General features: G+C 70.2%; 25 protein-coding genes and 1 rRNA gene. 19 read left to right on the forward strand and 7 right to left on the reverse strand.

Annotation, left to right across the window (positions count from 1 at the left end; genetic code table 11):
• The 9 genes from rrf to ACWD0Y_RS30190 all read left to right on the forward strand — a co-directional run.
• Positions 1 to 93 (forward strand): 5S ribosomal RNA (gene rrf / locus ACWD0Y_RS30150); the annotation flags it as partial.
• 68 nt (positions 94 to 161) lie between these two features.
• Positions 162 to 806, forward strand: a complete 645-nt coding sequence (locus tag ACWD0Y_RS30155; RefSeq protein ID WP_450263471.1) for an HAD family hydrolase — start codon at positions 162 to 164, stop codon at positions 804 to 806.
• Positions 807 to 847: 41 nt separating this feature from the next.
• Positions 848 to 2,050 (forward strand): MFS transporter, encoded by a 1,203-nt coding sequence (locus tag ACWD0Y_RS30160; RefSeq protein ID WP_450263472.1) that lies wholly within the window; start codon positions 848 to 850, stop codon positions 2,048 to 2,050.
• Positions 2,019 to 3,194, forward strand: coding sequence for an acetoin utilization protein AcuC (locus ACWD0Y_RS30165; protein ID WP_450263473.1), 1,176 nt, complete (start codon positions 2,019 to 2,021; stop codon positions 3,192 to 3,194). The genes ACWD0Y_RS30160 and ACWD0Y_RS30165 overlap by 32 nt, the downstream gene beginning before the upstream one ends.
• A gap of 93 nt (positions 3,195 to 3,287) precedes the next feature.
• Positions 3,288 to 4,103 carry a phosphatase gene (locus ACWD0Y_RS30170; protein WP_450263474.1) on the forward strand — a complete coding sequence of 272 codons (816 nt, stop codon included), beginning with the start codon at positions 3,288 to 3,290 and terminating at the stop codon, positions 4,101 to 4,103.
• Positions 4,104 to 4,233: 130 nt separating this feature from the next.
• Entirely contained in the window at positions 4,234 to 4,446 is a 213-nt protein-coding gene (locus ACWD0Y_RS30175; RefSeq protein ID WP_014046653.1) for a helix-turn-helix domain-containing protein, read from the forward strand.
• 110 nt (positions 4,447 to 4,556) lie between these two features.
• Complete coding sequence (locus tag ACWD0Y_RS30180; protein WP_003948845.1) at positions 4,557 to 4,655, forward strand: 30S ribosomal protein bS22; 99 nt, start codon at positions 4,557 to 4,559, stop codon at positions 4,653 to 4,655.
• A 179-nt stretch (positions 4,656 to 4,834) separates the two neighbouring features.
• Entirely contained in the window at positions 4,835 to 5,875 is a 1,041-nt protein-coding gene (locus tag ACWD0Y_RS30185; protein WP_450263475.1) for an NAD-dependent epimerase/dehydratase family protein, read from the forward strand.
• Position 5,876: 1 nt separating this feature from the next.
• Positions 5,877 to 6,968 (forward strand): lysophospholipid acyltransferase family protein, encoded by a 1,092-nt coding sequence (locus ACWD0Y_RS30190; RefSeq protein WP_450263476.1) that lies wholly within the window; start codon positions 5,877 to 5,879, stop codon positions 6,966 to 6,968.
• A 76-nt stretch (positions 6,969 to 7,044) separates the two neighbouring features.
• Here ACWD0Y_RS30190 and ACWD0Y_RS30195 read toward each other — a convergent pair whose 3' ends face one another.
• The 3 genes from ACWD0Y_RS30195 to ACWD0Y_RS30205 form a co-directional block, all read right to left on the reverse strand.
• The gene (locus ACWD0Y_RS30195; protein ID WP_450263477.1) at positions 7,045 to 8,253 is read right to left on the reverse strand and encodes a DUF5667 domain-containing protein; all 1,209 of its coding nucleotides are present in this window, start codon (positions 8,251 to 8,253) and stop codon (positions 7,045 to 7,047) included.
• A gap of 239 nt (positions 8,254 to 8,492) precedes the next feature.
• Entirely contained in the window at positions 8,493 to 9,275 is a 783-nt protein-coding gene (locus tag ACWD0Y_RS30200) for an ECF subfamily RNA polymerase sigma factor, BldN family (RefSeq protein WP_450263478.1), read from the reverse strand.
• A gap of 331 nt (positions 9,276 to 9,606) precedes the next feature.
• Complete coding sequence (locus ACWD0Y_RS30205) at positions 9,607 to 10,554, reverse strand: HAD family hydrolase (protein ID WP_450263479.1); 948 nt, start codon at positions 10,552 to 10,554, stop codon at positions 9,607 to 9,609.
• A gap of 125 nt (positions 10,555 to 10,679) precedes the next feature.
• Here ACWD0Y_RS30205 and ACWD0Y_RS30210 point away from each other — a divergent pair, with 125 nt between their 5' ends.
• From ACWD0Y_RS30210 to ACWD0Y_RS30240, 7 genes are all read left to right on the forward strand, one after another.
• Positions 10,680 to 10,961: a glutaredoxin family protein gene (locus ACWD0Y_RS30210; protein WP_450263480.1), complete on the forward strand. Its 282-nt coding sequence runs from the start codon at positions 10,680 to 10,682 to the stop codon at positions 10,959 to 10,961.
• 272 nt (positions 10,962 to 11,233) lie between these two features.
• Positions 11,234 to 12,004, forward strand: a complete 771-nt coding sequence (locus ACWD0Y_RS30215) for a redox-sensing transcriptional repressor Rex (RefSeq protein WP_450263481.1) — start codon at positions 11,234 to 11,236, stop codon at positions 12,002 to 12,004.
• Positions 12,001 to 13,575 (forward strand): glutamyl-tRNA reductase, encoded by a 1,575-nt coding sequence (locus tag ACWD0Y_RS30220; RefSeq protein ID WP_450263482.1) that lies wholly within the window; start codon positions 12,001 to 12,003, stop codon positions 13,573 to 13,575. Before ACWD0Y_RS30215 ends, ACWD0Y_RS30220 begins: the two co-directional genes overlap by 4 nt.
• Positions 13,572 to 14,531, forward strand: coding sequence for a hydroxymethylbilane synthase (gene hemC / locus ACWD0Y_RS30225; RefSeq protein WP_450263483.1), 960 nt, complete (start codon positions 13,572 to 13,574; stop codon positions 14,529 to 14,531). The genes ACWD0Y_RS30220 and hemC overlap by 4 nt, the downstream gene beginning before the upstream one ends.
• Complete coding sequence (locus ACWD0Y_RS30230) at positions 14,528 to 16,192, forward strand: uroporphyrinogen-III synthase (RefSeq protein WP_450263484.1); 1,665 nt, start codon at positions 14,528 to 14,530, stop codon at positions 16,190 to 16,192. The genes hemC and ACWD0Y_RS30230 overlap by 4 nt, the downstream gene beginning before the upstream one ends.
• A gap of 157 nt (positions 16,193 to 16,349) precedes the next feature.
• Complete coding sequence (gene hemB / locus ACWD0Y_RS30235; RefSeq protein WP_450263485.1) at positions 16,350 to 17,351, forward strand: porphobilinogen synthase; 1,002 nt, start codon at positions 16,350 to 16,352, stop codon at positions 17,349 to 17,351.
• Positions 17,352 to 17,559: 208 nt separating this feature from the next.
• The gene (locus tag ACWD0Y_RS30240) at positions 17,560 to 18,078 is read left to right on the forward strand and encodes a GNAT family N-acetyltransferase (RefSeq protein WP_450263486.1); all 519 of its coding nucleotides are present in this window, start codon (positions 17,560 to 17,562) and stop codon (positions 18,076 to 18,078) included.
• Between the two features lie 106 nt (positions 18,079 to 18,184).
• Here ACWD0Y_RS30240 and ACWD0Y_RS30245 read toward each other — a convergent pair whose 3' ends face one another.
• Together ACWD0Y_RS30245 and ACWD0Y_RS30250 are read right to left on the reverse strand one after the other, a co-directional pair.
• Positions 18,185 to 18,433 (reverse strand): DUF397 domain-containing protein, encoded by a 249-nt coding sequence (locus ACWD0Y_RS30245; protein WP_450263487.1) that lies wholly within the window; start codon positions 18,431 to 18,433, stop codon positions 18,185 to 18,187.
• Positions 18,430 to 19,254 (reverse strand): helix-turn-helix domain-containing protein, encoded by an 825-nt coding sequence (locus ACWD0Y_RS30250; RefSeq protein WP_450263488.1) that lies wholly within the window; start codon positions 19,252 to 19,254, stop codon positions 18,430 to 18,432. The genes ACWD0Y_RS30245 and ACWD0Y_RS30250 overlap by 4 nt, the downstream gene beginning before the upstream one ends.
• Before the next feature lie 112 nt (positions 19,255 to 19,366).
• Between ACWD0Y_RS30250 and ACWD0Y_RS30255 the strand changes: the two genes are divergently transcribed.
• Positions 19,367 to 19,777: an ATP-binding protein gene (locus tag ACWD0Y_RS30255; protein WP_450263489.1), complete on the forward strand. Its 411-nt coding sequence runs from the start codon at positions 19,367 to 19,369 to the stop codon at positions 19,775 to 19,777.
• On the opposite strand, the gene ACWD0Y_RS30260 is transcribed toward ACWD0Y_RS30255, so the two are convergent.
• Complete coding sequence (locus tag ACWD0Y_RS30260) at positions 19,767 to 20,639, reverse strand: NAD(P)-dependent oxidoreductase (protein ID WP_450263490.1); 873 nt, start codon at positions 20,637 to 20,639, stop codon at positions 19,767 to 19,769. The two genes, ACWD0Y_RS30255 and ACWD0Y_RS30260, sit on opposite strands and share 11 nt — an antisense overlap.
• 186 nt (positions 20,640 to 20,825) lie before the next feature.
• Between ACWD0Y_RS30260 and ACWD0Y_RS30265 the strand changes: the two genes are divergently transcribed.
• Positions 20,826 to 21,098: a DUF1876 domain-containing protein gene (locus ACWD0Y_RS30265; RefSeq protein WP_450263491.1), complete on the forward strand. Its 273-nt coding sequence runs from the start codon at positions 20,826 to 20,828 to the stop codon at positions 21,096 to 21,098.
• A gap of 59 nt (positions 21,099 to 21,157) precedes the next feature.
• Here the strand turns inward: ACWD0Y_RS30265 and argS are convergent, their stop codons facing one another.
• Entirely contained in the window at positions 21,158 to 22,921 is a 1,764-nt protein-coding gene (argS, locus tag ACWD0Y_RS30270; RefSeq protein WP_450263492.1) for an arginine--tRNA ligase, read from the reverse strand.
• Between the two features lie 147 nt (positions 22,922 to 23,068).
• Between argS and lysS the strand changes: the two genes are divergently transcribed.
• Positions 23,069 to 24,835: a lysine--tRNA ligase gene (gene lysS, locus ACWD0Y_RS30275; RefSeq protein WP_450263493.1), complete on the forward strand. Its 1,767-nt coding sequence runs from the start codon at positions 23,069 to 23,071 to the stop codon at positions 24,833 to 24,835.
• Positions 24,836 to 24,944: the final 109 nt, after the last annotated feature.

The raw sequence follows: 24,944 nt of genomic DNA on the forward strand, positions 1-24,944 counted from the left end.
ACGCCCGGTTACATTCCGAACCCGGAAGCTAAGCCTTTCAGCGCCGATGGTACTGCAGGGGGGACCCTGTGGGAGAGTAGGACACCGCCGAACAAATTTTATGCCCCGGTCCCTGGACTTATGTCCAGGGACCGGGGCTTTTTTGCGTTTAAGGTCAAGTCATGCGCTACGACCTCATCATCTTCGACAATGACGGCGTCCTTGTGGACAGTGAGCCGATCTCCAACACCGTCCTCGCCGGCTACCTGAGCGAGCTGGGACACCCCACCTCCTACGAGGAGTCGCTACGGGACTTCATGGGCGGGGCAGTGCACCGGATTCACGATGTCGTGCTGGAACGGTCCGGGCAGCGGCTGCCCGAGGATTTCGACAAGACACTGCATGCCCGGATCTTCGCCGCCTTCGAGCAGGAACTGAAGCCCGTTGCCGGGGCGGAGGAGCTGCTGGGACAGCTGGTGGCGGACGGGACCTCGTACTGTCTCGCGTCCTCCGGGAGTCATGAGCGGATCAGGGTCGGGCACCTGGTGGCCGGGCTGGACGAGTGGTTCGAGGAGAGCTGGATCTTCAGCTCGCAGGACGTCGGGCGGGGCAAGCCGGCGCCGGACCTCTTCCTTCACGCCGCGCAGCGGATGGGCGTACCGGCAGAGCGGTGTGTCGTGGTGGAGGACAGTCCGCTCGGGGTGGAGGCGGCCAGGGCCGCGGGGATGGACGTGTACGGCTTCACGGCCATGACTCCGGCGGACAGGCTGCCCGGGGCCACCGGGTACTTCTCCGAGCTGAGGGAACTGCCGGCCTTGCTTGCGTGATGTCTACCTGTGGGTAGGTGACGGGCCTACGCTGTGCGGCCATGACTGACGCGCGCCTGCGGCACGGCAGGGCTTCCTTGGGGTTGAGCTTCTTCGCGCAGGGCGTGGCTTTCGCGCTTCTCGTGACGCGGCTGCCGGCCATTCAGGACCGGTACGGGATATCCGACGGGCTGCTTCCCGTCTTCCTGGCCGCCGTGCCGATCCTGGCGGGTGTGGGCAGCGTCGGCACTGAGCAGCTGGTGAAGCGGGTCGGACCGAGCGCCGTGCTGCGGTGGTCGCAGCCGGTGGTGCTGCTGGCGCTTCTCGGGGTCGGGGCCGGCAGCGAGATGTGGCAAGTGGGCGTGGCGCTCGGAGGGTTCGGGCTGGCGGTCGGGGCGTTGGACGCATCGATGAACATGCTGGGGGTGAGCCTTCAGCGGGCGTACGGACGCAGCATCATGCTCGGTTTCCATGCGGCGTACAGCCTGGGCGGGATCGTGGGGGCGTCGCTGGCGTGGGTGGGGGCGCAGGGGGGACTGTCGCTGGTCGCCTCGTATCTGCCGGTGGTGGTCGTGCTGTTGCCTGCGGCGCTTGGCGGCAGCCGGTGGTATGCCGACGGTGTGGTTGCGGAGGGGGAGGAGGAAGCCGTTTCGGGGAGTGGGCCGGGTGGCTTCAAGCTGCTGCTGCCGCTGTGCCTGGTGATGACGTTCGCTTACATCGGGGACGCGACGGTTTCGAACTGGAGCGCCAAGTACCTGCAGGACGTGCTCGGTTCGTCGGAGCAGGCGGCGACTCTTCCGTACAACGTGTATATGGTCACGACCTTGGTCGGGCGGGCCGTCGGGGACCTCGGTGTGCGGCGCTTCGGGGCCGTCGCCGTGGTGCGGGGAGGGACGCTGCTCGCCGCGGGCGGGTTCGCTGTGGTGGCGGGGGCGCCGGGGGTGGGCGTGGGGATGCTCGGATTCACGATGCTCGGGTTCGGGCTGTGCGTGATCGTGCCGCAGACGTTCGCGGCGGCGGGGCGGTTGTTTCCCGGAGCGGCGAGTGACGCGGCTGTCGCCCGGCTCAATGTCTTCAATTACGTGGGGTTCCTGGTCGGGGCGCCGTTGGTGGGGGCGCTCGGGGAGGCATGGAGCTATCGGGGGGCCATGCTCGTACCCATGGGTTTGGTAGTGGCGACGCTGGTGTACGCCCGGTCGTTCGCATCCGGGACCGACCGATACGGTGGCGGGCATGAGCGGGCGCGCACTGTTGATGTGGGATGACGCGGTAACTGGCTACGACTTCGGGGCGAGCCATCCGATGGACCCGGTCAGGCTCGACCTGACGATGGGGCTGGTACGGGCGTACGGGCTCGACCGGGTGGTGGATGTGGTCGCCGCGCCTGCCGCGGGGGATTCGACGCTGCGGCTCGTGCACCGCGAGGACTATGTGGCGGCGGTGCGGGCGGCTTCGGCGGATCCGCGGGGAGCGGACCAGACGTACGGGCTGGGAACCGTCGACGATCCGGCTTTCGCCGGCATGCACGAGGCCTCCGCGCTGATCGCCGGGCAGTCGGTAGGAGCGGCGGAGGCGGTCTGGCGGGGGGAGGCCGCGCACGCGGTGAACTTCGCGGGCGGGCTGCACCACGCGATGCCGGGAGGCGCGGCGGGGTTCTGCATCTACAACGACGCGGCGCTCGCGATCGCGCGACTGCTGGAACTGGGTGCGGAGCGGGTCGCGTACGTGGATGTGGACGTGCACCACGGGGACGGGGTGCAGGCGGCGTTCTGGGACGACCCGCGGGTTCTGACGGTGTCGCTCCACGAGCACCCGAGGACGCTGTTTCCGGGGACGGGGTGGCCGGAGGAGACGGGCGCGAGCGGGGCGGGGGAGGGCTCGGCGGTGAACGTGGCGCTGCCGGCGGGGACGGGGGACGCGGGGTGGCTGCGGGCGTTCCACGCGGTCGTGCCGGAGCTGTTGGCGGACTTCCGGCCTCAGGTGCTGGTCACGCAGCACGGGGCGGACACGCACTTCGAGGATCCGCTGGCGCACCTGGCCGTTTCGCTGGACGCCCAGCGGGCGGTGCAGGCGGCCTGCCACGACCTGGCCCATGAGTACGTGGAGGGTGGGGCGTGGGTGGCGCTGGGGGGCGGGGGATATGCGGTGGTGGACGTCGTACCGCGCTCCTGGACGCACCTGGTGGGGATCGCGGCGCACCGGCCGATCGATCCGGAGTCGGTGATCCCGGCGTCCTGGCGGGACGAAGTGTACGCGAGTACACGGCAGTTGGGTCCGGGGCGGATGACGGATGGGCTCACGCCGGCCTGGAAGGGGTGGGACGCGGGGTACGACCCGGCGGACCGGCTGGACCAGGCGGTGCTGGCGGCCCGGCGAGCGGTGTTTCCTCTGCGGGGGTTGCTGGCATAGGGCGGTGGAGCGCGGCGGGCCGGGTTACGCCGAGTGTGGGGTGTGTTCGGGGTTTCGGGAAAAAGGGGGTGAGGGTGCGGGAGCATCGGGAGGGTGTTGAGTACCGGCGCGCTGCGTGCGCATCTGTTGGCGGCCCGGCTGGCCGGGCCCGTGGCCACCTCGCGCGAGAAGAGTCTGCGGAGCTATCGGCTGTTCGCCGCGCGGGATCCGCGGGTGCTGCTCGGGCTCGATCCCGAACGGGCCTGGGACGAGTTCGACGTGATGGCTCTGATGGCCGACAAGTGCGGTGTTTCTGATGATCCGGGATGTGTCACCGGGACTGATGTGATTGACCCCGAACGGACTCTGGCCGGGCTGGAGGCCTTCGCGCGGAGGCTGGGGGAAGCCGCCGCACGGCGGGTGCCGGTGCTGTTCGGGACCGGGCATCCGCATCGGTTGCTCGAGTTCTACGCCGGCCTCGCAGACGCTTTGTCGGCGGCGGGGTGCCTCGTCCTCACACCCGCGCAGGGGCGATGTGTCGACATAACGACCCGGTTCGGCGTACGTACGTACAGCCTTGACTACGTACGGGGAGTCGCGCTGATGCGCGAACCCGGCGCGCGCGGCCCCGCGAGTGAGACCGGCGCACACAGCCATTCCCCCCTCCCGATCCGGGTCGCACTCGCCGCTGCGGGGGAGGCCGGCGGCCCTTTGCCCGGACTGGTCGTGGGGGACCACGGGTGGGTCTGCGGTGCAGGTCAGCTCGGTATTGAGGCCATCGGACTCGCGGATACGGACGACCCCGCGCTGTTCGTCGGAGAGGCCGAGGGGCAGGTGTCTGTCGCCGTTCCGCTTGATGACGCTGTGCGGTCTGATTACTACCGGCCGCTTACTCGCTATGTACTCAATCGGGCGTGTCTGTCACAGTAGGTGGTCGATGGCTGCTCCTCTTCCCCACTCGTACCACCCGCCCCTAGTCTGGGAGTGAGCGCACAACGACGAAGAGTCACCGGAGGGGAAGCCGGTGCGCGTCGGGTGCGGAAGGTACAGGTGGTGGGTCATGGCTGCTGGCAGCGAGAGGCCTCTCAACGAGGTCAAGTTTCTGACCGTGGCGGAAGTCGCCTCGGTGATGCGAGTGTCCAAGATGACCGTGTACCGATTGGTGCACAGCGGTCATCTGCCGGCGATCCGGGTGGGCAGGTCCTTCCGGGTTCCGGAGCAAGCGGTTCACGAGTACCTCCGTGAGTCCTTTGTGGGGGTGGAATCAGCCTGACGAGGGCCTCGGATTACGTCCCTCTCCCGGTGGCGGGTAGGCTAGGCCCTCGTAGGTCGTGTGGGCCCAGACGCCCCGCACCGAGTGAAGAGAAGTGAGCGAGGGTAGTCGTGGGCTCTGTTATCAAGAAGCGGCGCAAGCGGATGGCCAAGAAGAAGCACCGCAAGCTGCTCAAGCGCACCCGCGTTCAGCGTCGCAACAAGAAGTAAGCGGCAGCTGTACGTGACCCGCAGCCCTTCCACCGTCATGGTGGAAGGGCTGCGGTGCGTTCCGGGCCGGGTGGCCCGGGTGCGCGCGTCTGCCGCCGTTTCGGGTGTCGTGAGGTCATCACAGAGCAACGTCCAACCGCTACGGTTGCGCCAGGGAAGTCCGAGGGAAGGCGCTGATCTTGGGCAAGGTCGTGCTCGTCACAGGTGTGGCCCGGCAGCTGAGTGGCCGCTTCGTACGGCGCATCCAGCGTGATCCCGAGGTGGACCGGGTGATCGGCGTCGACGCGGTTACCCCCGACCACCCCTTGGGAGACGCCGATTTCGTGCGAGCGGACATCCGCCGGCCCGCCATCGCGCGCGTGCTCGCCGAGCACCGGGTCGACACTGTTGTGCACATGGCCGTCACCGGTACGCCGCTGGGCACCGGCGGCAGCCGTACGTCGGTGAAGGAGACCAACGTCATCGGCACCATGCAGCTGCTCGGCGCGTGCCAGAAGTCGCCGACCGTGCAGCGGCTCGTCGTGAAGTCGAGTACGAGCGTGTACGGGTCGGCGCCGCGCGACCCCGCCGTCTTCACCGAGACCACACCGCCGAAGTCGCTGCCGAGCGGCGGCTTCGCGAAGGACGCGGTCGAGGTCGAGGGGTACGTACGGGGCTTCGCGCGCCGGCGGCCCGACGTGGCCGTATGTGTGCTTCGTTTCGCCAACATCCTCGGGCCCTGTGCGGACTCCCCGCTGGCCGATTACTTCTCGCTGCCGGTGCTGCCCACGGTGTTCGGGTACGACCCGCGGCTTCAGTTCGTGCATGAGGACGATGTCATCGACGTTCTGCGCATCGCCTCGCACGACCCGCGGCGCGGAACGATGAACAGCGGGACCTTCAATGTCGCCGGCGATGGGGTGCTGACGCTCTCGCAGTGCTCGCGGCGGCTGGGGCGGCCGACCGTGCCGGTGCTGCTGCCTGCCGTCACCTGGGTCGGATCCGCGCTGCGGACCGTCGGGGTGACCGACTTCTCGCCCGAGCAGATCCGGCTGCTGACGCACGGACGGGTCGTCAGGACCGTCCAGATGCGCGAGACACTGGGGTTCGACCCCACGTACACGACCGCGGAGGCCTTCTCGGACTTCGCGGACAGCCGGGGCGGGGGTCTGCTGCCGCCCGAGGCTCTTGCCCGTACTGTCGACCGGCTCTCCACTCTCGTCAGCAAGGAGCGCATCTGACATGGCCGATGCCAAGGTCATCCCCTTCGGTGATGAACCGAGGACGAGGCGAGCCAGGCCCAAGTCCAAGGACGCGGTCTCTTCCGCGGCCGCCGCCTCCACGGGGGCCAAGGGGAAGCGGCCGCCGGGGCGCAAGGGCGGGCCGCTCGCGCCCGTACCGGAGCAGTCTGCGGGTCCGGGCGGTGCGGCGGACGCGGGGGCCGCGGAGACCGTGGTGACGCCGGAGGAGCCGAAGGCGGGCCCGGGGGGCGGGGGTGGCTGGGACCGGCGGATCGCGGGCGGGCTCGCGTTCCTGCGGCGGCGGCTCACCGGTGACTACGAGGTCGACGAGTTCGGGTACGACGAGGAGCTCACCGACAAGGTCCTGATGTCGATGATCAGGCCCCTCTACGAGAAGTACTTCCGGGTGGAGGTCAAGGGCATCGAGAACATCCCGTCGGAGGGCGGGGCGCTCATCGTCGCCAACCATTCGGGGACGCTGCCGCTGGACGGGCTGATGCTCCAGGCCGCGGTGCACGACAACCATCCGGCCGGCCGGAACCTGCGGTTGCTCGCGGCGGACCTGGTGTTCATGCTGCCGGTCGTGAACGAGCTGGCCCGCAAGGCCGGGCACACGCTGGCCTGCGCGGAGGACGCGGAGGAGCTGCTGCGGCGGGGCGAGGTCGTCGGTGTGATGCCGGAGGGCTTCAAGGGGATCGGGAAGCCGTTCGGGGAGCGGTACAAACTGCAGCGGTTCGGGCGGGGCGGGTTCGTCTCCACGGCGCTGCGGGCGGGCGCGCCGATCGTGCCGTGCTCGATCGTGGGGGCGGAGGAGATCTACCCGATGATCGGCAACGCGCGGACGCTGGCGCGGGTGCTCGGGATTCCGTACTTCCCGATCACGCCCACGTTCCCCTGGCTGGGGCCGCTGGGGGCGGTGCCGTTGCCGACGAAGTGGACGATCCAGTTCGGGGAGCCGATTCCCACGGAGGGGTATCCGGCGGAGGCGGCGGAGGACCCGATGCTGATGTTCAACCTGACGGATCAGGTGCGGGAGCAGATTCAGCACACCCTGTACAAGCTGTTGGTGCAGCGGCGGTCGGTGTTCTTCTGAGTGCGGGGTGGGGCGGGCAGGGGTATGGGCCCGGTCTCCGGGGAGAGCGGGCCCACGGTGTGGCTGTCCTGCTGCCTTACTCCGGCGCCTTTTCCTCGTCGATGCCCAGGCCCGGGAGGATTCCGGGGAGCAGCGGAGGAACGGTGACGTCGGGGACCGGCGGCTGCCTGTCGCTGTCCTTGGAGGACGGGGGCGACGGGGGTGTCAGGTCGGCCGACGGGGGATCCAGAAGGTCGCCCGGCTTGCCGCCGAGCAGGCCCTCGTCCTCGGACTTGCCGGGGGACGAGGGAGGGTTGGGCTTGGTGTGGCCGCCCGTGCGGCCGCCGGAGGACGTGGTGGTGGAAGGGGCGGGGCGGTCCGTGTCCGGTGTGCCCGTACGGTCCTGGGTGGATCCGGGGCGTTCCGGGTTCCGGGTCGGCTTCGGCGTGGGCGGCAGGAGCGACTGGAGGGGGGCGACCTCTTCGTCCATGGCTTCGAAGACCGAGCTGACCTGGTCGCCCACATCGGTCAGCTGCGCCGGAAGCCGCTCCCGCAGACTGCTCCATGCTTTGCGGTGCGACTCGGCGAAGGACGACAGGGCCTGGATCGCGCCGATGGAGCCGTCGCGCTCGTAGGCACGGGTGAGGAGGCGGTGGCCCTCGCCCGCGTCGTGTGTCATCCCGCTCAGCGTGCGTCTGACCTCGCCCAGTTGCTCGTGGTCGAGCTCGGCGGCCCGGCCGCGCTCCATGAGGCGGCGGGCCTCCTGGAGGCGGGTCGACGCCTGGTTGAGGTAGAGCTCACCACGGGCGGCGTCGTCGTCGGCCATGCCGAGTTTGACGTCTTCCATACCGCGCTTCAGCCCGTACAGCGAATCACCCGGCAGGGCGTCGGAACTCGCAGCGGCCACTCCGCTGAAGGCTCCTGCGGCCACACCGACGGTGAGCCCGCCCGCAGCGATGCCCTTCGACCATCGGGAGCGCGGGCGCAGCTTCCGGAGCGGGGATGCCCGGTGGGCGCCCCGGCCGGTCCGCTGCTCGGGCACCGTAGGGCCCGTTGGCGTACCGCCCTCGGCGACCATGGCCTCCATGGCGGCGATGAGCTGGGCCCGCTGGACGACTTTGACCTCGGGGTCCAACTCCGGTGACGGCAGCTCGCCGAGACCGTTCGCCAGGGCCAGAAGCCGTGTGGTCTCCGGCCCTTCAGCTGTTTCTTCGGGCTGATCTGCCGCCGTGCCCTGGGGCGTCTGTGCCTCCAGCGCCTGGGCGAAGGCGTTCGCCCGCCGGTGCGCCGATACGTTCGCGATCACTGGCGGCACCTCCTCTCGTCATGACGATCGACTCCCCTGGGGGTCCGGAAGGTTGCACGCCATGAATACATCCACACGATCGAGTGAGTGGTTGCGGGCATGGCGTGACCGCAGGGAGCCTGCATCCCGCACAACGAGCGTCGCGGCACTTGGGTTACGCGCGAAGGATGAACGGACCACAACGTCATGGAGGCGTCACCAACTGTGAGTCGTGGTCGGCCGGTCGGCGTTCTCGGGTGTCAGCGGGCGTCGTCGGGCAGGAGCCGGGCCAGTGTACGTACGGCCCGGTACTGGAGGGTCTTGATCGCACCCTCGTTCTTGCCCATCACGCGGGCCGTCTCGGCGACCGAGAGCCCCTGGAGGAAGCGCAGGGTGACGCACTCCTGCTGCTGCGGGTTGAGTTTGCGGACCGCTTCGAGGAGGGCCGCGTTGGAGAGGGATTCGAGGACGGAGTCCTCCGGGCTGCGCTCGACCTCGTTGGCGTCGAGCATTTCGCCGGTGGTCACTTCGAGACGGAACCGGCTCGATTTGAAGTGGTCGGCGACCAGGTTGCGGGCGATGGTGACCAGCCAGGCGCCGAAGTCGCGGCCCTGCCAGGTGAAGGTGGAGATGCGGCGCAGGGCGCGCAGGAACGTCTCGCTGGTCAGGTCTTCCGCGGTCGCCTTTCCGCCGACGCGGTAGTAGATGTACCGGTAGACCGTGTCGCTGTACTGGTCGTAGAGGCGGCCGAACGCATCGGCCTCGCCGGCCTGAGCGCGTTCGACGAGGTCCATCATGCGTGCGCTGTCGCTGTCGGCGCTGGGCCGACGGGTGGTGGACGTGCCGGTGCCCGAGCCGGCGCCGCGGCTGCGTCTGGCGACCGCCGCACCGCCGTCGGCCAGGGCGTAGCAGGGGCCGACAAGTGCAGGGGTGGCAAGGGCGGGGACGGCGTACGCGGTGGGGACGAAGCCGCGCAAACGGTCCACGACCGTTGCGCGCAGCGTAGCCAGGCCCGAGGCGTCAACCCCGACGTGTGGGTACACGGGACTCCCAGAGGCAGAGCTTCCAACACGTTCAGTGCGGGACCGTTCACTCGTCGTGCTGACGAGCGGGGTCCGGTATGCGTCTGAGGAGAATAACGCTTCGTACAGGCAGCACTACACCTAGTTGCTCAAATCATCGATTCCGTCGCTTCTGTGGCGTCTACGCGACGGTTCGAGTGGCAGATCGTGATCATTTTCTGATCGGATCACTTCGTAATCTGCGTGATTGCTGAATGCGTTGTGCCCGAGTCGCGGTGGTGGGACTGGCGGCAGGGTCGGGAGGGTAGGAGCCCCGGATTGTCTGCCGGGGCTCGCGCGTCGCGGTGGGCCGCTAGCGGCGGCGGCGGTGCAGGGCCATCGCGGCCGCGGTGCCGCCGGCGAGGGCGCCGACCCCGGCGGCCGCCGGGATGCCGACCTTGGCGGCCTTGCGGCCGGTCCGGTAGTCGCGCAGCCGCCACTCGCGTTCGCGGGCGTACTTGCGCAGCTTCGCGTCGGGGTTGATCGCGTACGGATGGCCGACGAGCGAGAGCATCGGGATGTCGTTGTGGGAGTCGCTGTACGCCGCGCAGCGGGCCAGGTCGAGGCCCTCGGCGACGGCCAGGGCGCGGACCGCCTCGGCTTTCGCGGGGCCGTGCAGGGGCTCGCCGACGAGCTTGCCCGTATAAACGCCGTCGACGGACTCGGCGACCGTGCCCAGCGCACCGGTCAGACCCAGGCGGCGGGCGATGATCGTGGCTGTCTCGACGGGGGCGGCGGTGACCAGCCAGACCTTCTGGCCCGCGTCGAGGTGGGCCTGGGCGAGGGCGCGGGTGCCGGGCCAGATGCGCTCGGCCATGTACTCGTCGTAGATCTCCTCGCCGATGGACATCAGTTCGGATACGCGGTGGCCCTTGACGATGGACAGCGCGCTCTCGCGGGCGTCCTGCATGTGTTCGGGGTCCTCGACGCCGGCGAGCCGGAACCATGCCTGCTGCCAGGCGAAGCGGGCCAGCTCCTGGCGCTCGAAGAACTTCCGCTTGTACAGGCCGCGGCCGAAGTGGAAGATCGCGGCGCCCTGCATCACGGTGTTGTCGAGATCGAAGAAGGCAGCGGCCCGGTCGTCTCCGACGACGGGGAAAGCGGGCTCCTCGGGCGTGCCCGAAGGCGTCGTGCCGAGACCTTCGAGTTCCTCGAGCTCCTGCGACGTCTTGCGTGCTGCCTCGGCTGCTGCCTCTCCCGCCAGCACACTCCGTGCTGTCGCGGAGCGTCTACGGGGGGTGAGCCATCCCAGTGCGGCCATGTCGTGAGCATAGCCAGTCTGTTCGGTACTTCCCGACCTGGCGGGATGCGGTGGAGTGAACTCTGCGGGGCGCCGGCGTTGCGCGGGGGACGGAAGGCGCGGCCGGGCAGGGCCAGAATGGCGGTATGAGTCCCTTGCTGCGACGTGCGCACACGAAGAGGAAGCCCGGTGAGCGGTTGGTCACCCTGGTGGGCAAGCCGGGCTGTCATCTCTGTGACGACGCGAGAGAAGTGGTCGGTGAGGTGTGCGGGGAGCTCGGGGTGCCCTGGGAGGAGAAGGACATCACGCAGGACGAGGAGCTGAACCGGGCGTACTGGGAGCAGATCCCGGTGGTCCTGGTCGACGGCGAGCAGCACACCTTCTGGCGGGTGGACGCGGGGAGGCTGCGCAAGGCGCTGGGTGGCTGACCGAAAGGCGGTTACCATCATGGGCGTTTTGGGCGGTCTCGGGGGCGTGGTCGTGAGGAGTGTGTGCGGTTATGCCCCCTTCGGGTCTTCAACGAGTCCGCGCGGTCCGTGGTTCCGGGACCGGGCGGCCGGCGTGCGTGACCCCGGTCACTTTGGGCGGACAAAACGGACACCATCTTTGTGCACGCGTTCACAAAGGCATAGCCTGCTGGAGACGGGGCGGTCCTGGGACATACGGCCGCCTGCAGCCCCGCTCATCCCGCAGGAGCACCGTGGCAACTGGCCGAAATCACCGACCGGCGACCCGTAGCCGAGGCATTCCCGAGGCCACCGTCGCCCGCCTTCCGCTGTATCTGCGCGCCCTGACGGCGCTCTCCGAGCGCTCGGTCCCCACGGTCTCCTCCGAGGAGCTCGCCGCTGCGGCCGGGGTCAACTCCGCGAAGCTGCGCAAGGACTTCTCGTACCTCGGGTCCTACGGGACGCGTGGTGTCGGGTACGACGTCGAGTACCTCGTGTACCAGATCTCCCGTGAGCTGGGGCTGACCCAGGACTGGCCGGTCGTCATCGTCGGCATCGGCAACCTCGGAGCCGCCCTCGCCAACTATGGCGGGTTCGCCTCCCGTGGTTTCCGCGTCGCCGCGCTCATAGACGCCGACCCCGCCATGGCGGGCAAGCCGGTCGCCGGGATTCCCGTGCAGCACACCGACGAGCTCGAAAAGATCATCAAGGACAACGGCGTCTCCATCGGCGTGATCGCCACCCCCGCGGGCGCTGCCCAGCAGGTCAGCGAGCGGCTCATCGCCGCCGGCGTCACCTCGATCCTGAACTTCGCGCCGACTGTCCTCTCGGTGCCGGAAGGGGTCGACGTACGCAAGGTCGACCTCTCCATCGAGCTCCAGATCCTCGCCTTCCACGAGCAGCGCAAGGCGGGCGAGGAAGCCGCCGCGTCGGGTGCCGACGTGACGCCGCCGCCCCTGCGCGGGGGTACGGCCGCGAACCGGAAGGGACCCGACGGGGACGTCCCCGCCGTGATGCCGGCATGAGTCTCCTCGTCGTCGGGCTGAGCCACCGCAGCGCTCCGGTCAGTGTGCTGGAGCGGGCGTCGCTGGCCGCCGATACCCGGGCCAAGCTGCTCCAGGACACCCTCGCCTCGGAGCCGGCGGTCGAGGCCGCCGTACTCGCGACGTGCAACCGCATCGAGCTGTACGCCGACGTGGACAAGTTCCACGCGGGTGTCGCCGAGCTGTCCACACTGCTCGCGCAGCACAGCGGGGTGGGGCTCGAAGAGCTCACTCCTTATCTTTACGTGCACTACGAGGACCGGGCCGTCCACCACCTCCTGTCGGTGGCGTGCGGGCTCGACTCGATGGTCGTCGGCGAGGGCCAGATCCTCGGCCAGATCAAGGACGCGCTCGCGCTGGGGCAGGAGCTCCACACCGCGGGCCGGCTCCTCAACGACCTCTTCCAGCAGGCCCTGCGCGTCGGCAAGCGGGCGCACTCCGAGACCGGCATCGACCGGGCCGGGCAGTCGCTCGTCACCTTCGGGCTCGAACAGCTCGCCGCCGGTGAGCCGGTCGCCGAGTGGGCGGCGGGCAAGCGGGCGCTGGTGATCGGCGCGGGCTCGATGTCCTCGCTGGCGGCGGCGACGCTCGTACGCACCGGGGTCGCCGAAGTCGTCGTCGCGAACCGGACGCAGGAGCGCGCGCAGCGGCTGGCGGAGATCCTCGCCGAGGCCGGGGGTGTCGCGCGCGCGGTGCCGATGGGCGAGGTGGCGCGCGAGCTGGCACGAGCCGACGTCGTCGTCTCCTGCACCGGCGCGACGGGCCTTGTCCTGACGGCGGAGAACGTCGCCGCCGCACTCGGGGTGGCCGTGGACAGCGCGGCCGGTGCGGAGCACGCCACGGCCGCGGCGGGACGCGGTGCGGATGCGGCCGCGGGCTGCCCCGTGCTGGACGAGACCGCCGTCGTGCCCCCCGCCCGGCAGGCCGGCGACGCCGGACCGGCCGGCTCCATGGAGCAGCACGGCGCCTGGGCCGACAACGCTCTCGCCGTCGCCCAGGGGCGTCCGCGGGAGCGGGCCGGCGTGCGCGGCGGACCGGTGCGGCTCGCACTGCTCGACCTCGCCATGCCGCGTGACATCGACGCGGCCGTGCACCGGCTCGACGGCGTACGGCTCGTGGACATCGAGTCGCTGGCCGAGGCTTCCGCCGACGCGCCCATGGCCGCAGACGTGGACCAGGTGCGGACCATCGTGTCCGACGAGGTCGCGGCCTTCGGTGCCGCCCAGCGGGCCGCGCAGATCACACCGACCGTCGTCGCCCTGCGCAGCATGGCCGCCGACGTGGTCACCAACGAGGTCGCCCGGCTGGAAGGCCGGCTTCCCGGACTGGACGACAAGCAGCGCGCGGAGATCACGCAGACCGTGCGCCGCGTCGTCGACAAACTCCTGCACGCGCCCACCGTGCGGGTCAAGCAGCTCGCCAGCGAGCCCGGTGGCGCCGGGTACGCGGACGCGCTGCGCGAACTCTTCGATCTCGACCCTCAGACGGTCGCCGCCGTCAGCAGGGCCGACCTGAACGACACCCCCGACGGTGGGAATAGAGGACGGGCATGACGACTAATGCCTTGAAGCTGGGGACCAGGCGCAGCAAGCTCGCGATGGCCCAGTCCGGACACGTCGCCGAGGCGGTGCGCCGGATCACGGGGCGCCCCGTCGAGTTGGTGGAGATCACCACGTACGGAGACGTCTCGCGCGAGCAGCTCGCGCAGATCGGCGGTACGGGCGTCTTCGTCACCGCGCTGCGCGACGCGCTGCTGAGGGGCGAGGTGGACTTCGCGGTCCACTCGCTCAAGGATCTGCCGACCACCCAGCCGGACGATCTGACGCTGGCCGCCGTGCCGCGGCGCGAGGACCCGCGTGACGTGCTCGTCGCGCGCGACGGGCTGACCTTCGCGCAGCTGCCGGCCGGGTCCCGCGTGGGCACCGGATCGCCGCGCCGCATGGCGCAGCTCAACGCGTACGCGCGCGGCCACGGTCTCGACATCGAGACCGTGCCGATTCGCGGAAACATCGACACTCGTGTCGGATATGTACGGAGCGGGGAACTGGATGCGGTGGTTCTGGCCGCCGCCGGCCTCAACCGCATCGGCAGGATCGACGAGGTGACCGAGTTCCTGGCGGTCGACCTGGTTCTGCCCGCCCCCGGCCAGGGGGCCCTGGCAGTCGAGTGCGCCGCCACGCGCGTCGACCTCGCTGCCGCGCTCGCCGAGCTCGACGACCCGCACACGCGGGTCGCCGTGACCGCCGAGCGATCCCTGCTCGCCGCCCTGGAGGCCGGTTGCAGCGCACCTGTGGGTGCACTGGCCGACCTGCTGGCCGACGGACAGGTTGTCAACGAAATGCGCCTGCGCGGCGTCGTCGGTTCGACCGACGGCTCCGAGCTGGTGCAGCTGTCCACCACCGGTCCCGTACCCACGTCGCACAACGACGCCATGTCTCTCGGTCGCGAACTCGCCGCCGAGATGCTCGCGAAGGGTGCGGCCGGTCTTATGGGGGAGCGAGCACAATGAGCCCCACCACCTCTGCCTCTGTACCTTCGGCGTTCTCCGCGTCAGGGCACGTCACCTTCCTCGGCGCCGGACCCGGTGATCCCGGTCTGCTGACGCTGCGCGCCGTCGAGGCGCTCGCGAACGCGGACGTGCTGATCGCCGAGCCGCACGTGCTCGACGTCGTACGCACCCATGCGAGGGCGGGCGTAAGCACGCCTCAGCTGACGGTGGTTGACGATGTGTCAACAGCCGCCGGGATCCCCGCGATCAGGGATGCGGTCAATCTTGTCATGGAGGCCGCGCGGGGCGGCAGGCGGGTCGTGCGTGCGATCTCCGGCGACCCCGGCCTCGACGGCAACGCGGGCGAGGAGATGCTCGCCTGCGCCGCCGAGGGCATTCCCTTCGAGGTCGTGCCCGGCGTCGCGTCGGGCGTCGGCGTGGCCGCGTACGCCGGTGTGCCGCTGCGCGACGGGCGGGGCGCCGATGTGCGCTTCGTGGACGCGCGCAGCGCCGACGACAGATGCTGGGCCGAAATCGGCTCCAGCGACGCCACGGCCGTCGTCTCCACGACGCTGGATTCGGTCGCCGCCGCGGCGGCCGAGCTGGTGTCGGCCGGGCGCAAGCCCGATACGCCGATGTCGGTCACGGTCGCCGGTACGACGACCAGGCAGCGCACCTGGAACGCGACGCTCGGCACGGTCGCCCAGGTCCTGAAGCAGGCGAAGGTGCTGCCTTCGCCCGAGGGCCACCAGCCCGTCATAGCCGTGGTCGGCGAGCGCAGCGCCGCTGCTCAGCGCGAGCAGCTGTCGTGGTTCGAGTCGAAGCCGCTGTTCGGGTGGCGGGTGCTGGTTCCGCGGACGAAGGAGCAGGCGGCGTCGCTCTCCGACCAGCTGCGGTCCTACGGCGCGGTGCCGCACGAGGTGCCGACCATCGCCGTCGAGCCGCCGCGCACCCCCCAGCAGATGGAGCGGGCGGTCAAGGGGCTCGTCACGGGACGGTACGAGTGGATCGCCTTCACCTCGGTGAACGCGGTGAAGGCCGTCCGGGAGAAGTTCGAGGAGTACGGGCTCGACGCCCGTGCCTTCGCGGGGATCAAGGTCGCCGCGGTGGGCGAGCAGACGGCCGCCTCGCTGGTCGAGTTCGGTGTGAAGCCGGACCTCGTGCCGAGCGGGGAGCAGTCGGCGGCCGGGCTGCTGGAGGACTGGCCGCCGTACGACCCGGTCTTCGACCCGATCGACCGGGTCTTCCTGCCGCGGGCGGACATCGCCACCGAGACGCTGGTCGCGGGGCTGATCGAGCTCGGGTGGGAGGTCGACGACGTCACGGCGTACCGGACCGTGCGGGCGTCGCCGCCGCCGGCGGACACGCGCGAGGCGATCAAGGGCGGCGGGTTCGACGCGGTGCTGTTCACCTCGTCGAGCACGGTGCGGAACCTGGTCGGCATCGCCGGCAAGCCGCACAACGTGACCGTGATCGCGTGCATCGGTCCTGCCACCGCCAAGACGGCGGAGGAGCACGGGCTGCGGGTCGACGTCCTGTCGCCGGAGCCCTCGGTGCACAAGCTGGCCGAGGCGCTGGCCGACTTCGGCGCGCAGCGGCGCGGGGCGGCGATCGCGGCGGGCGAGCACGTGACGCGGCCGAGCGAGCGGCGGCCGGGGTCCCGGCGGCGGCGGACCACTTAACGCGGGGCGCGGTTTCGCGGGGCGGTCTGTGGGCGGGGCGGGTGCGGGTGGAGTGCGCGGTGCGGGTTGCCTGCGGCACTTTCTCCCCCGCCCGCCCCTTTTGGTACCGACGGGGTGACGGTAAAAGGGGACGGTCCGGCGGCGTAGCGTGGTTGGCATGACTGTGTATGGATCCTTTCCCGGGGCCCGGCCCCGTCGGTTGCGCACCACCCCCGCCATGCGCCGCATGGTCGCCGAGCATCGGCTGCACCCCGCCGATCTGATCCTTCCCGCGTTCGTACGGGAAGGCATCAGCGAGCCCGTGGCCATCTCGGCCATGCCGGGCGTCCGGCAGCACACCCTGGAGACGCTGCGCAAGGCGGCCGTCGAGGCCGTCGAGGCGGGTGTCGCGGGGATCATGCTGTTCGGCGTACCCGAGGACGAGAAGAAGGACGCCGCCGGGACGGCCGGGACCGACCCGGACGGGATCCTCCAGGTCGCGCTGCGCGAGGTGCGGGCCGAGGTCGGCGACGATCTCGTGATCATGTCCGACCTGTGCCTGGACGAGTACACCGACCACGGGCACTGCGGCGTCCTGGACGCGGACGGCCGCGTCGACAACGACGCGACGCTGGAGCGGTACGCCGAGATGGCGCAGGTCCAGGCGGACGCGGGCGCGCACGTGGTGGGCCCCAGCGGCATGATGGACGGCCAGGTCGGCGTCGTCCGTGACGCGCTGGACACCATCGGCAAGGAGGACGTCTCGATCCTCGCGTACACGGCGAAGTACTCGTCCGCCTTCTACGGCCCCTTCCGGGAGGCCGTCGGTTCCTCGCTGCGCGGCGACCGCAAGACGTACCAGCAGGACCCGGGCAATGTGCGCGAGTCCCTGCGGGAGCTGGCGCTGGACCTGGAGGAGGGCGCCGACATGGTGATGGTCAAGCCGGCCGGGCCCTACCTGGACGTTCTGGCGAAGGTCGCGGAGGCCGTGGACGTGCCGGTCGCGGCGTACCAGATCAGTGGTGAGTACGCGATGATCGAGGCGGCGGCCGAGCGCGGCTGGATCGACCGGGACAAGGCGATCATGGAGTCGCTGACGGGCATCAAGCGCGCCGGCGCGAACATGATCCTGACGTACTGGGCCACCGAGGTCGCCCACCGGCTCGGCCGGGAGCGGTAACCGCCGGATCGCGGCGAGGCGGCCGGTGGGACCGGCCGCTTCCCTCCCCCTGGTACGATCCGCCCACGCGTGAGACCCGCGACTGCCGCCGCGACGAGGGAGGTTGATGAATATGGCCCGCCAGGCGCCTCATCAGCATGTCCTTGTCCGGGCCGCGCGAGGGTAGTCGAGCGGTCCGGTCGCCTCTGACGACGACCAGGAGTGTCGCGTGTCCTCTTTCTCCCTGACCGGTACGGACCTGATCACCGACCGCCTCGTGCTGCGGCCGTGGTCCCCCGACGAACTCGCCGCTGTCCTCTCTGACACCCGCCTGCCGCACTGGGCGGAGGACTTCCCCGCCGAAGGCGACCGTGTCATCGCGGGCTTCCTCGCCGAGCACCCCGAGGGCCTGAACGCGTACGGCCACCGGAAGGTCGTCGAGCGGGCCGGTGATCTGGTGGTCGGCTCCATCGGGTTGTTCTGGCCGCCCAGTGACGGCTCCGTCGAGGTCGGCTACGGCATCGTCGAGTCCCGGCGCGGCCGCGGCTACGCCTCCGAGGCCACCCGGGCCCTGGTGGAGTACGCCCTGACCGCAGCCCCCGGCGTCCACACGGTCCAGGCGGGCGTGGAGCTGTCCAACCCGGCCTCGGTCCGTGTGCTGGAGAAGGCCGGACTGGAGCGCTGGAGCGACGACGGAACCGTCGCCCGCTTCCGCCGTACCACCAGGGCGGCGGGCGTGAGCCAGTAGCGATCCCCGGGGCCGGCAGTGGAGCCGATCAACACTGCCGGTTCCCGGCGCGGGTCACAGCGCCGGGGTCGCTCCTTGCTCCGCGCCCGGCCGGTCGCGAGGGCGGTCAGCCGTCGTGGGAGGCGGCGTACGTCGCGAAGGAGGACCAGGTGGCGGGGGCGAGGGTGAGGGTCGGGCCGTCGGGGGTCTTGGAGTCGCGGACGTGGACGGCGGTGGGGCAGGTGGCGATTTCGACGCAGGCGCCGCCTTCGTCGCCGCTGTAGCTGGACTTGCGCCAGGTGTACGCGACTTCCAGGCACTCGCCACCTTCGCTGCCGCTGTACGTCGACTTGAACCAGTGCAGTGCGGTGCTCATTGCTCTCCCAGCAGACGATCCAGCAGGCCACGGGAGTCCTCGGGGGTGAGGGCCTGTGCTCGCAGCATCGCATATTTGCGCGCCAGGATGGATACCTCGTCGGGGTCGGAGACCCACTGGCTGCCGCGTTGAGTCTCGGCGTAGGCGAGGTGTTGGTGGTCGGGAGTCTCCAGCAGGACGAAGGGGCCGTCGAGTGCGGCGTGGGTGGTGCGGTCCAGTGGCAGGAACTGAAGGGTGAGGCCCGGGAGTTCAGAGGCCAAGCATAGGTGACGCAGCTGTTCCGCATAGACCTCGCGGCCGCCCAGAGGGAGACGAAGCACTGGCTCCCATACGACGTAACTGACTGTCGGGGGGACCTTGCGATGCAGGATCTCCTGACGCTCGATGCGCGCGGCGGTGAAGGTCTCGATCTCGTCCTCGTCGTAGACCGGAACGCGACTGCGGAAGACCGCACGCGCGTACGCCTCAGTCTGGAGCAGGCCGGGCAAGACCTGGTTTCCGTACAGCGACAGCGCGATCGCCTCGCGCTCGTGGTCCATGAACTCCTCGGCCCAGAGCGGGAACAGATCGATGTCCGGCAGGTTCTCCACGCCCACCGCCAGTGCGCCTTTCGTGTCCAGCAGTTGATCGAGAGTCTCGGCCAGGTCCGCCTTCAGCGGCCGTCTGCCCTGCTCGATCGAGGCGATCGTCTCCTCGTCGGCGCCGATGCGCTCGCCGAGTGAGCGCTGGGTGTAGCCCGCCGCCCGGCGGAACGCCGCCAGCTGGGCTCCCAGCATCTTCATCGCCGACGCGTTCTTCTTCGGACGCTTCCTGGGGCTCATGCCGTCCAACTCCCCCCACCTGCCCGTGCCTGACCCGGTGCGAACCCGTACAAGAAATCTGTACGGGTTGGCTCAGTGCTCCAGGCTAGTCACTCTCCGCAACCATCGTCCCGTGAACGAGACAAAACAACTGCCGTTGCTGCGCGAGAGGTTCTACCGGCGGGACCGGCGTTCGGTGTCCTCCGCCAGGGAGTTCGCACGCCGGGTCCTGGCCGACTGGGGTATGGGCGAGCGTGTGGACGACGTACTGCTGTGCGTGAGCGAGCTGGCGACCAACGCGCTGGTGCACGGGGTTCCGCCGGGGCGGGGGTACCGGCTGTGCCTGTGGCTGTACGGGGGCGGGATCCTGCGGGTCGAGGTGCACGACAGCGGTGGCGGGCTGCCCCGGGTGCGGGAGCCGGACGGGGAGTCCGGGCGGGGGCTGCTGCTCGTGGCGGCGCTCGCCGACACGTGGGGGGTCGGCGAGCGCGAGCCCGGGAAGACCGTGTGGTGCGAGTTCGCCGTGGCGGACGTCACTTCTTGAGCAGGTCGACCAGGCGGGAGAGGCCGTCCGCCGCGTGGCCCTCCTCCACCGAGCGGTCCAGGAGCTTCTGGAAGGGGACGAAGAGTTCGGAGCTGACGCCCTGGTCGTCGTACGTGGCGAGGAAGTTCCGGAAAGCGGCCTGGTTGATGCCGAGGTTGGAGACGTCGGTGAGGTGCTGCCCGGAGTCGATGGCCGTGGCCATCTCCGGGATCAGTCCGCTCAGCATCGCCGAGACCCAGGCGTGCAGCGGCTCGGCGAACTCGGTGGCCGTGACGCCCTCCGTACGGATCAGGGCGAAGGCCTGCGCCACGCCGATCACCATGCCGTACATGCCGGTGAGGAGCGACAGGTCGTGGAGGGCCGCGCGGCCCGGGTCGGTGCCGACCCACTGGGTGCCGCCGAGGGCGGCCAGGGTGGGGCGGTGGGTCTCGTACGCCTGCTCGTCGCCGCTGTAGAGGATGTACGCCGCCGGGGTCGCGATCATCTGCGGGACCGCCATGATCCCGCCGTCGATGTACGCGGCGCCCTGCTTCCCGGCTCGGGCCGCGAGGTCGCGGGCCTGGGCCGGGGTGCCGTTGGTGAGGTTGACGAGGGTCCTGCCGGTGAGGTCGGTGCCGGCGAGGATCTTGGTGACGTTGTCGTTGGTGGTGAGGCAGACGATCACCAGCGGGCTCGCCGCCACGGCGTCGGTGACCGTCTCGGCGGGGATCGCTCCCTGCGCGACCAGGGGGCCGGTCCTGGCGGCGGAGCGGTTCCAGACGGTGACCGGGTGGCCGGCCTTCAGGAGGGCGGCGGCCAGGGCGCTGCCCATCATGCCGAGGCCGAGGACGGACACGGGAGGCAGGGGAAGGGGCGTGGGCATCGGGGCTCCTGGGGGAGGTTTCTGATGTTTCCGGGGCCCTTCGATCCTTGCTGGGTGCCGAGTTGGCGACAAGTACCGACTAATAAGTCAGGTACTCACCTTCTGGTAAGTGGGGAGTGGTGATCAGCGGTCCGGCGGCGCACTCTGGAAGGGAAGGGGAAAGGGAACTGCTGGAGGTGAGCGGCCATGCACACACTCGTCGGATGGCACATCGAGATGGAGTTCGAGGAGCACGAGGGCAGGACCAGGGCGGCCGCGATGGTGCGGCTCAGCGACGGCGTGGAGCTGCGGGCCCACGGGTACGCCAAACGGCACCCGACCGACGCCGAGCAGCTGCGGGTCGGTGAGGAGGTCGCGGGCGCGCGTGCGCTCATGGACCTCGCGTCGCAGCTCCTGGGGAAAGCGCACGGTGAGATCGACGAGGCCGCCGGGCGGCCGTCGTATCCGCTGACTTCGTGACCGGAAGCGGAGACGCCCCCACCGGGTCCGTCCGGTGGGGGCGTCCGCGTGTCGCGTGATCAGAGGCGCTCGGGCGTGCGGATGCCGAGCAGGGCCATGCCCCGGTGGAGGGTGCGGGCGGTCAGGTCGCAGAGGAAGAGGCGGTTCTCGACCTGGGCCGGGGACTCCGCCTTGAGGACCGGGCACTCCGAGTAGAACGTCGTGTAGTGCGAGGCCAGCTGGTAGAGGTACGCCGCCAGCTTGTGCGGCTCGTACGCCGACGCCGCCTCGGCCAGGCTCTCCGCGAACCGGTCCAGGTGCAGACCCAGCGCCCGCTCGGCGCCGGCGAGTTCGAGCTCCGGGTGGGCGGCCGGCTTCACGTCGCCCGCCTTGCGGAGGATCGACTGGATACGGGCGTACGCGTACTGGAGGTACACCGACGTGTCGCCGTTCAGCGACACCATCTGGTCCAGGTCGAACTTGTAGTCGCGGGACGCGGAGGTGGAGAGGTCGGCGTACTTCACCGCACCGATGCCGACCTGCGTGCCGCGCTCGGCGATCTCCTCCTCGGTCAGGTCCTGGGCCTTCTCGCGCACGACGGCCGACGCGCGCTCGATCGCCTCGTCGAGGAGGTCGACGAGGCGGACCGTCTCGCCCTCACGCGTCTTGAACGGCTTGCCGTCCTTGCCGAGGACCGTGCCGAAGGCGAGCTGGACCGCCTGCACGTCGTCGTTGAGCCAGCCGGCCCGGCGGGCGGTCTCGAAGACCATCTTGAAGTGGAGGGACTGGCGGGCGTCCACGACGTACAGCAGCGTGCTCGCGCCGAGGTTCTGGACGCGGTCGCGGATGGCGGAGAGGTCGGTGGCGGCGTAGCCGTATCCGCCGTTCGACTTCTTCACGATCAGCGGGGACGGCTTGCCGTCCGGGCCCTTCACGTCGTCGAAGAAGACGCACAGCGCGCCGTCGGAACGGACCGCCACGCCCGAGTCCTCCAGGATCTGGCAGGTCTCTTCGAGCATGGCGTTGTAGCCGGACTCGCCGACGACGTCCTCGTCGTGGATCTCCATGTCGAGCTTGTCGAAGACCGAGTAGAAGTAGATCTTCGACTCGTCGACGAAGCGCTGCCACAGGGCGAGGGTCTGCGGATCGCCGGCCTGGAGGGCCACGACACGGTCCCGGGAGCGCGCCTTGAAGTCCTCGTCGGAGTCGAAGAGCACGCGCGACGCCTTGTAGAGGCGGTTGAGGGACGACATCGCCGCCTCGCCCTCCTCCGGGCCGCCGTGCTGGTGGTCCAGCTCGTGCGGGTGCTCGGTCAGGTACTGGATGAGCATGCCGAACTGGGTGCCCCAGTCGCCGATGTGGTGGCGGCGTACGACCTTCTCACCCGTGAACTCGAGGATCCCGACCATCGCCGCGCCGATCACGGCGGAGCGCAGGTGCCCGACGTGCATCTCCTTGGCGACGTTCGGCTGCGCGTAGTCGATGACGGTCGTGCCCGGCTTCTCGGCCGTCGGCACGCCGAGGCGGTCGTCGGCGGCGCGGGCCGCGAGGGTCTCGGTGATCGCCCTGTCGGCGACCGTGATGTTCAGGAAGCCGGGGCCGGAGACCTCGATCTCCTTGATCAGGTCGCTGCCGGCGGGCAGGCCCGCGACGACCCGCGTGGCCAGCTCGCGCGGGTTGGCCTTGGCCTTCTTGGCGAGCGCGAGGATGCCGTTCGCCTGGAAGTCGGCCCGGTCGCTTCGTCGCAGCAGCGGGTCGGCGGCGCCGGCCTCCGGCAGGGCTGCCGAGAGGGCGTCCGCGACGCGCTGGTTGACGGTCGAAGCGAGGGAATGGACCGAGGCCATGAGCTGCCGTTCCTGTCGAGAGGAAAGTGGAATGTGCAGCCGAGTATTTCATGTGGGGTGAGGGGCGGTCCTCTCGTATAAAGGCAGCCTCGGACGGGGTCGCCCGGTCTGGGAGAATGGCTGTGCCAGCTATCGAGGAAGAAGGACGTGCCGATCGTGGCTCAGAGCAGCACAGAGACCGACTGGGTCTCCCGGTTCGCGGACGAGGTCATCGCCGAGTCGGAGCGACGTGCCCCTGGGGCGAAACACGATGGTGCTGCCGCTCCGGTGGTCGTCGTCGCGTCCGGCCTCTCCCCCTCCGGGCCGATCCACCTGGGCAACCTGCGCGAGGTCATGACCCCGCACCTGGTCGCGGACGAGATCCGGCGGCGCGGGTACGAGGTCCGGCACCTCATCTCGTGGGACGACTACGACCGGTACCGCAAGGTGCCGGCGGGCGTCCCGGGGATCGACGAGTCGTGGGCCGAGCACATCGGCAAGCCGCTGACGTCGGTGCCCGCGCCGGCCGGGTCGGCGTACCCGAACTGGGCCGAGCACTTCAAGGCCGCCATGACCGAGGCGCTCGCCGAGCTCGGCGTCGAGTACGACGGGATCAGCCAGACCGAGCAGTACACGAGCGGGGCCTACCGCGAGCAGATCCTGCACGCCATGAAGCACCGGGCCGACATCGACGCAGTGCTCGACCGGTACCGGACGAAGAAGGACCCCAAGCAGCAGGTCAAGAAGCAGGGGCAGAAGCCGGTCGACGAGGCCGAGCTGGAGGCCGCCGAGGGGTCCGGGGCGGCGAACGAGGACGACGGCAGCGGCGGCGGCGCGGGGTACTTCCCGTACAAGCCGTACTGCACGGTGTGCGGCAAGGACCTCACCACGGTGACGGCGTACGACGACGAGAGCACCGCTCTGTCGTACACGTGCGCCTGCGGGCACTCCGAGACCGTGCTGCTGAGCGAGTTCAACGGCGGAAAGCTGGTCTGGAAGGTCGACTGGCCGATGCGCTGGGCGTACGAGGGCGTGGTCTTCGAGCCGAGTGGTGTCGACCACTCGTCGCCCGGGTCGTCGTTCGTGGTGGGCGGGCAGATCGTGCGCGAGGTCTTCGGCGGGGTGCAGCCGATCGGGCCGATGTACGCCTTCGTGGGGATCAGCGGGATGGCGAAGATGTCCAGCAGCAAGGGTGGCGTGCCGACGCCGGCCGACGCGCTGAAGATCATGGAGGCGCCGCTGCTCCGGTGGCTGTACGCGCGCCGGCGGCCCAACCAGTCGTTCAAGATCGCCTTCGACCAGGAGATCCAGCGGCTCTACGACGAGTGGGACTCGCTGGAGAAGAAGGTCGCCGAGGGGACCGTGCTGCCGGCCGACGCGGCGGCCCACTCCCGCGCGATCAGGACGGCCGCCGGTGAGCTGCCGCGCACGCCGCGCCCGCTGCCGTACCGGACGCTCGCCTCGGTGGCCGACATCACCGCCGGGCACGAGGACCAGGCGCTGCGCATCCTGAGCGAGCTGGACCCGGAGCACCCGGTCACCTCGCTCGACGAGGTGCGGCCGCGCTTCGACCGCGCCGAGAACTGGATCACCACCCAGGTCCCGGCCGAGCAGCGCACGGTCGTGCGCAGTGAGCCGGACGCGGAGATCCTGGGCTCGCTGGACGAGGCCGGACGGGAGTCGCTGCGGCTGCTCGTCGACGGGCTCGACTCGCACTGGTCGCTGGACGGGCTCACGACGCTCGTCTACGGCGTGCCGAAGGTGATGGCGGGGCTGGAGCCGGACGCGAAGCCGACGCCGGAGCTGAAGGTCGCGCAGCGGTCGTTCTTCGCGCTGCTCTACCAGCTGCTGGTCGGGCGGGACACCGGACCGCGACTGCCCACGCTGCTGCTCGCGGTGGGGGCGGACCGGGTGCGCAAGCTGCTCGGGGCGTAACCGCTCCCGCGCCGGCGAGAGGGCCGCCGCTCCCGGACTGCCGGGGCGGCGGCGCAGATGGCGCAGACCTCGCTGCGGTCGATCATCGGCAAGAGCGAACTGGACGATC

Source organism: Streptomyces altiplanensis (assembly GCF_053591575.1).

Coding starts and splice junctions, on each gene's coding strand:
- ACWD0Y_RS30155 (WP_450263471.1), top strand. CDS start 162: ATGCGCTACGACCTCATCATCTTCGACAATGACGGCGTCCTTGTGGAC.
- ACWD0Y_RS30160 (WP_450263472.1), top strand. CDS start 848: ATGACTGACGCGCGCCTGCGGCACGGCAGGGCTTCCTTGGGGTTGAGC.
- ACWD0Y_RS30165 (WP_450263473.1), top strand. CDS start 2,019: ATGAGCGGGCGCGCACTGTTGATGTGGGATGACGCGGTAACTGGCTAC.
- ACWD0Y_RS30175 (WP_014046653.1), top strand. CDS start 4,234: ATGGCTGCTGGCAGCGAGAGGCCTCTCAACGAGGTCAAGTTTCTGACC.
- ACWD0Y_RS30190 (WP_450263476.1), top strand. CDS start 5,877: ATGGCCGATGCCAAGGTCATCCCCTTCGGTGATGAACCGAGGACGAGG.
- ACWD0Y_RS30205 (WP_450263479.1), bottom strand. CDS start 10,554: ATGGCCGCACTGGGATGGCTCACCCCCCGTAGACGCTCCGCGACAGCA.
- ACWD0Y_RS30210 (WP_450263480.1), top strand. CDS start 10,680: ATGAGTCCCTTGCTGCGACGTGCGCACACGAAGAGGAAGCCCGGTGAG.
- ACWD0Y_RS30220 (WP_450263482.1), top strand. CDS start 12,001: ATGAGTCTCCTCGTCGTCGGGCTGAGCCACCGCAGCGCTCCGGTCAGT.
- hemC (WP_450263483.1), top strand. CDS start 13,572: ATGACGACTAATGCCTTGAAGCTGGGGACCAGGCGCAGCAAGCTCGCG.
- ACWD0Y_RS30230 (WP_450263484.1), top strand. CDS start 14,528: ATGAGCCCCACCACCTCTGCCTCTGTACCTTCGGCGTTCTCCGCGTCA.
- hemB (WP_450263485.1), top strand. CDS start 16,350: ATGACTGTGTATGGATCCTTTCCCGGGGCCCGGCCCCGTCGGTTGCGC.
- ACWD0Y_RS30245 (WP_450263487.1), bottom strand. CDS start 18,433: ATGAGCACCGCACTGCACTGGTTCAAGTCGACGTACAGCGGCAGCGAA.
- ACWD0Y_RS30250 (WP_450263488.1), bottom strand. CDS start 19,254: ATGAGCCCCAGGAAGCGTCCGAAGAAGAACGCGTCGGCGATGAAGATG.
- ACWD0Y_RS30260 (WP_450263490.1), bottom strand. CDS start 20,639: ATGCCCACGCCCCTTCCCCTGCCTCCCGTGTCCGTCCTCGGCCTCGGC.
- ACWD0Y_RS30265 (WP_450263491.1), top strand. CDS start 20,826: ATGCACACACTCGTCGGATGGCACATCGAGATGGAGTTCGAGGAGCAC.
- argS (WP_450263492.1), bottom strand. CDS start 22,921: ATGGCCTCGGTCCATTCCCTCGCTTCGACCGTCAACCAGCGCGTCGCG.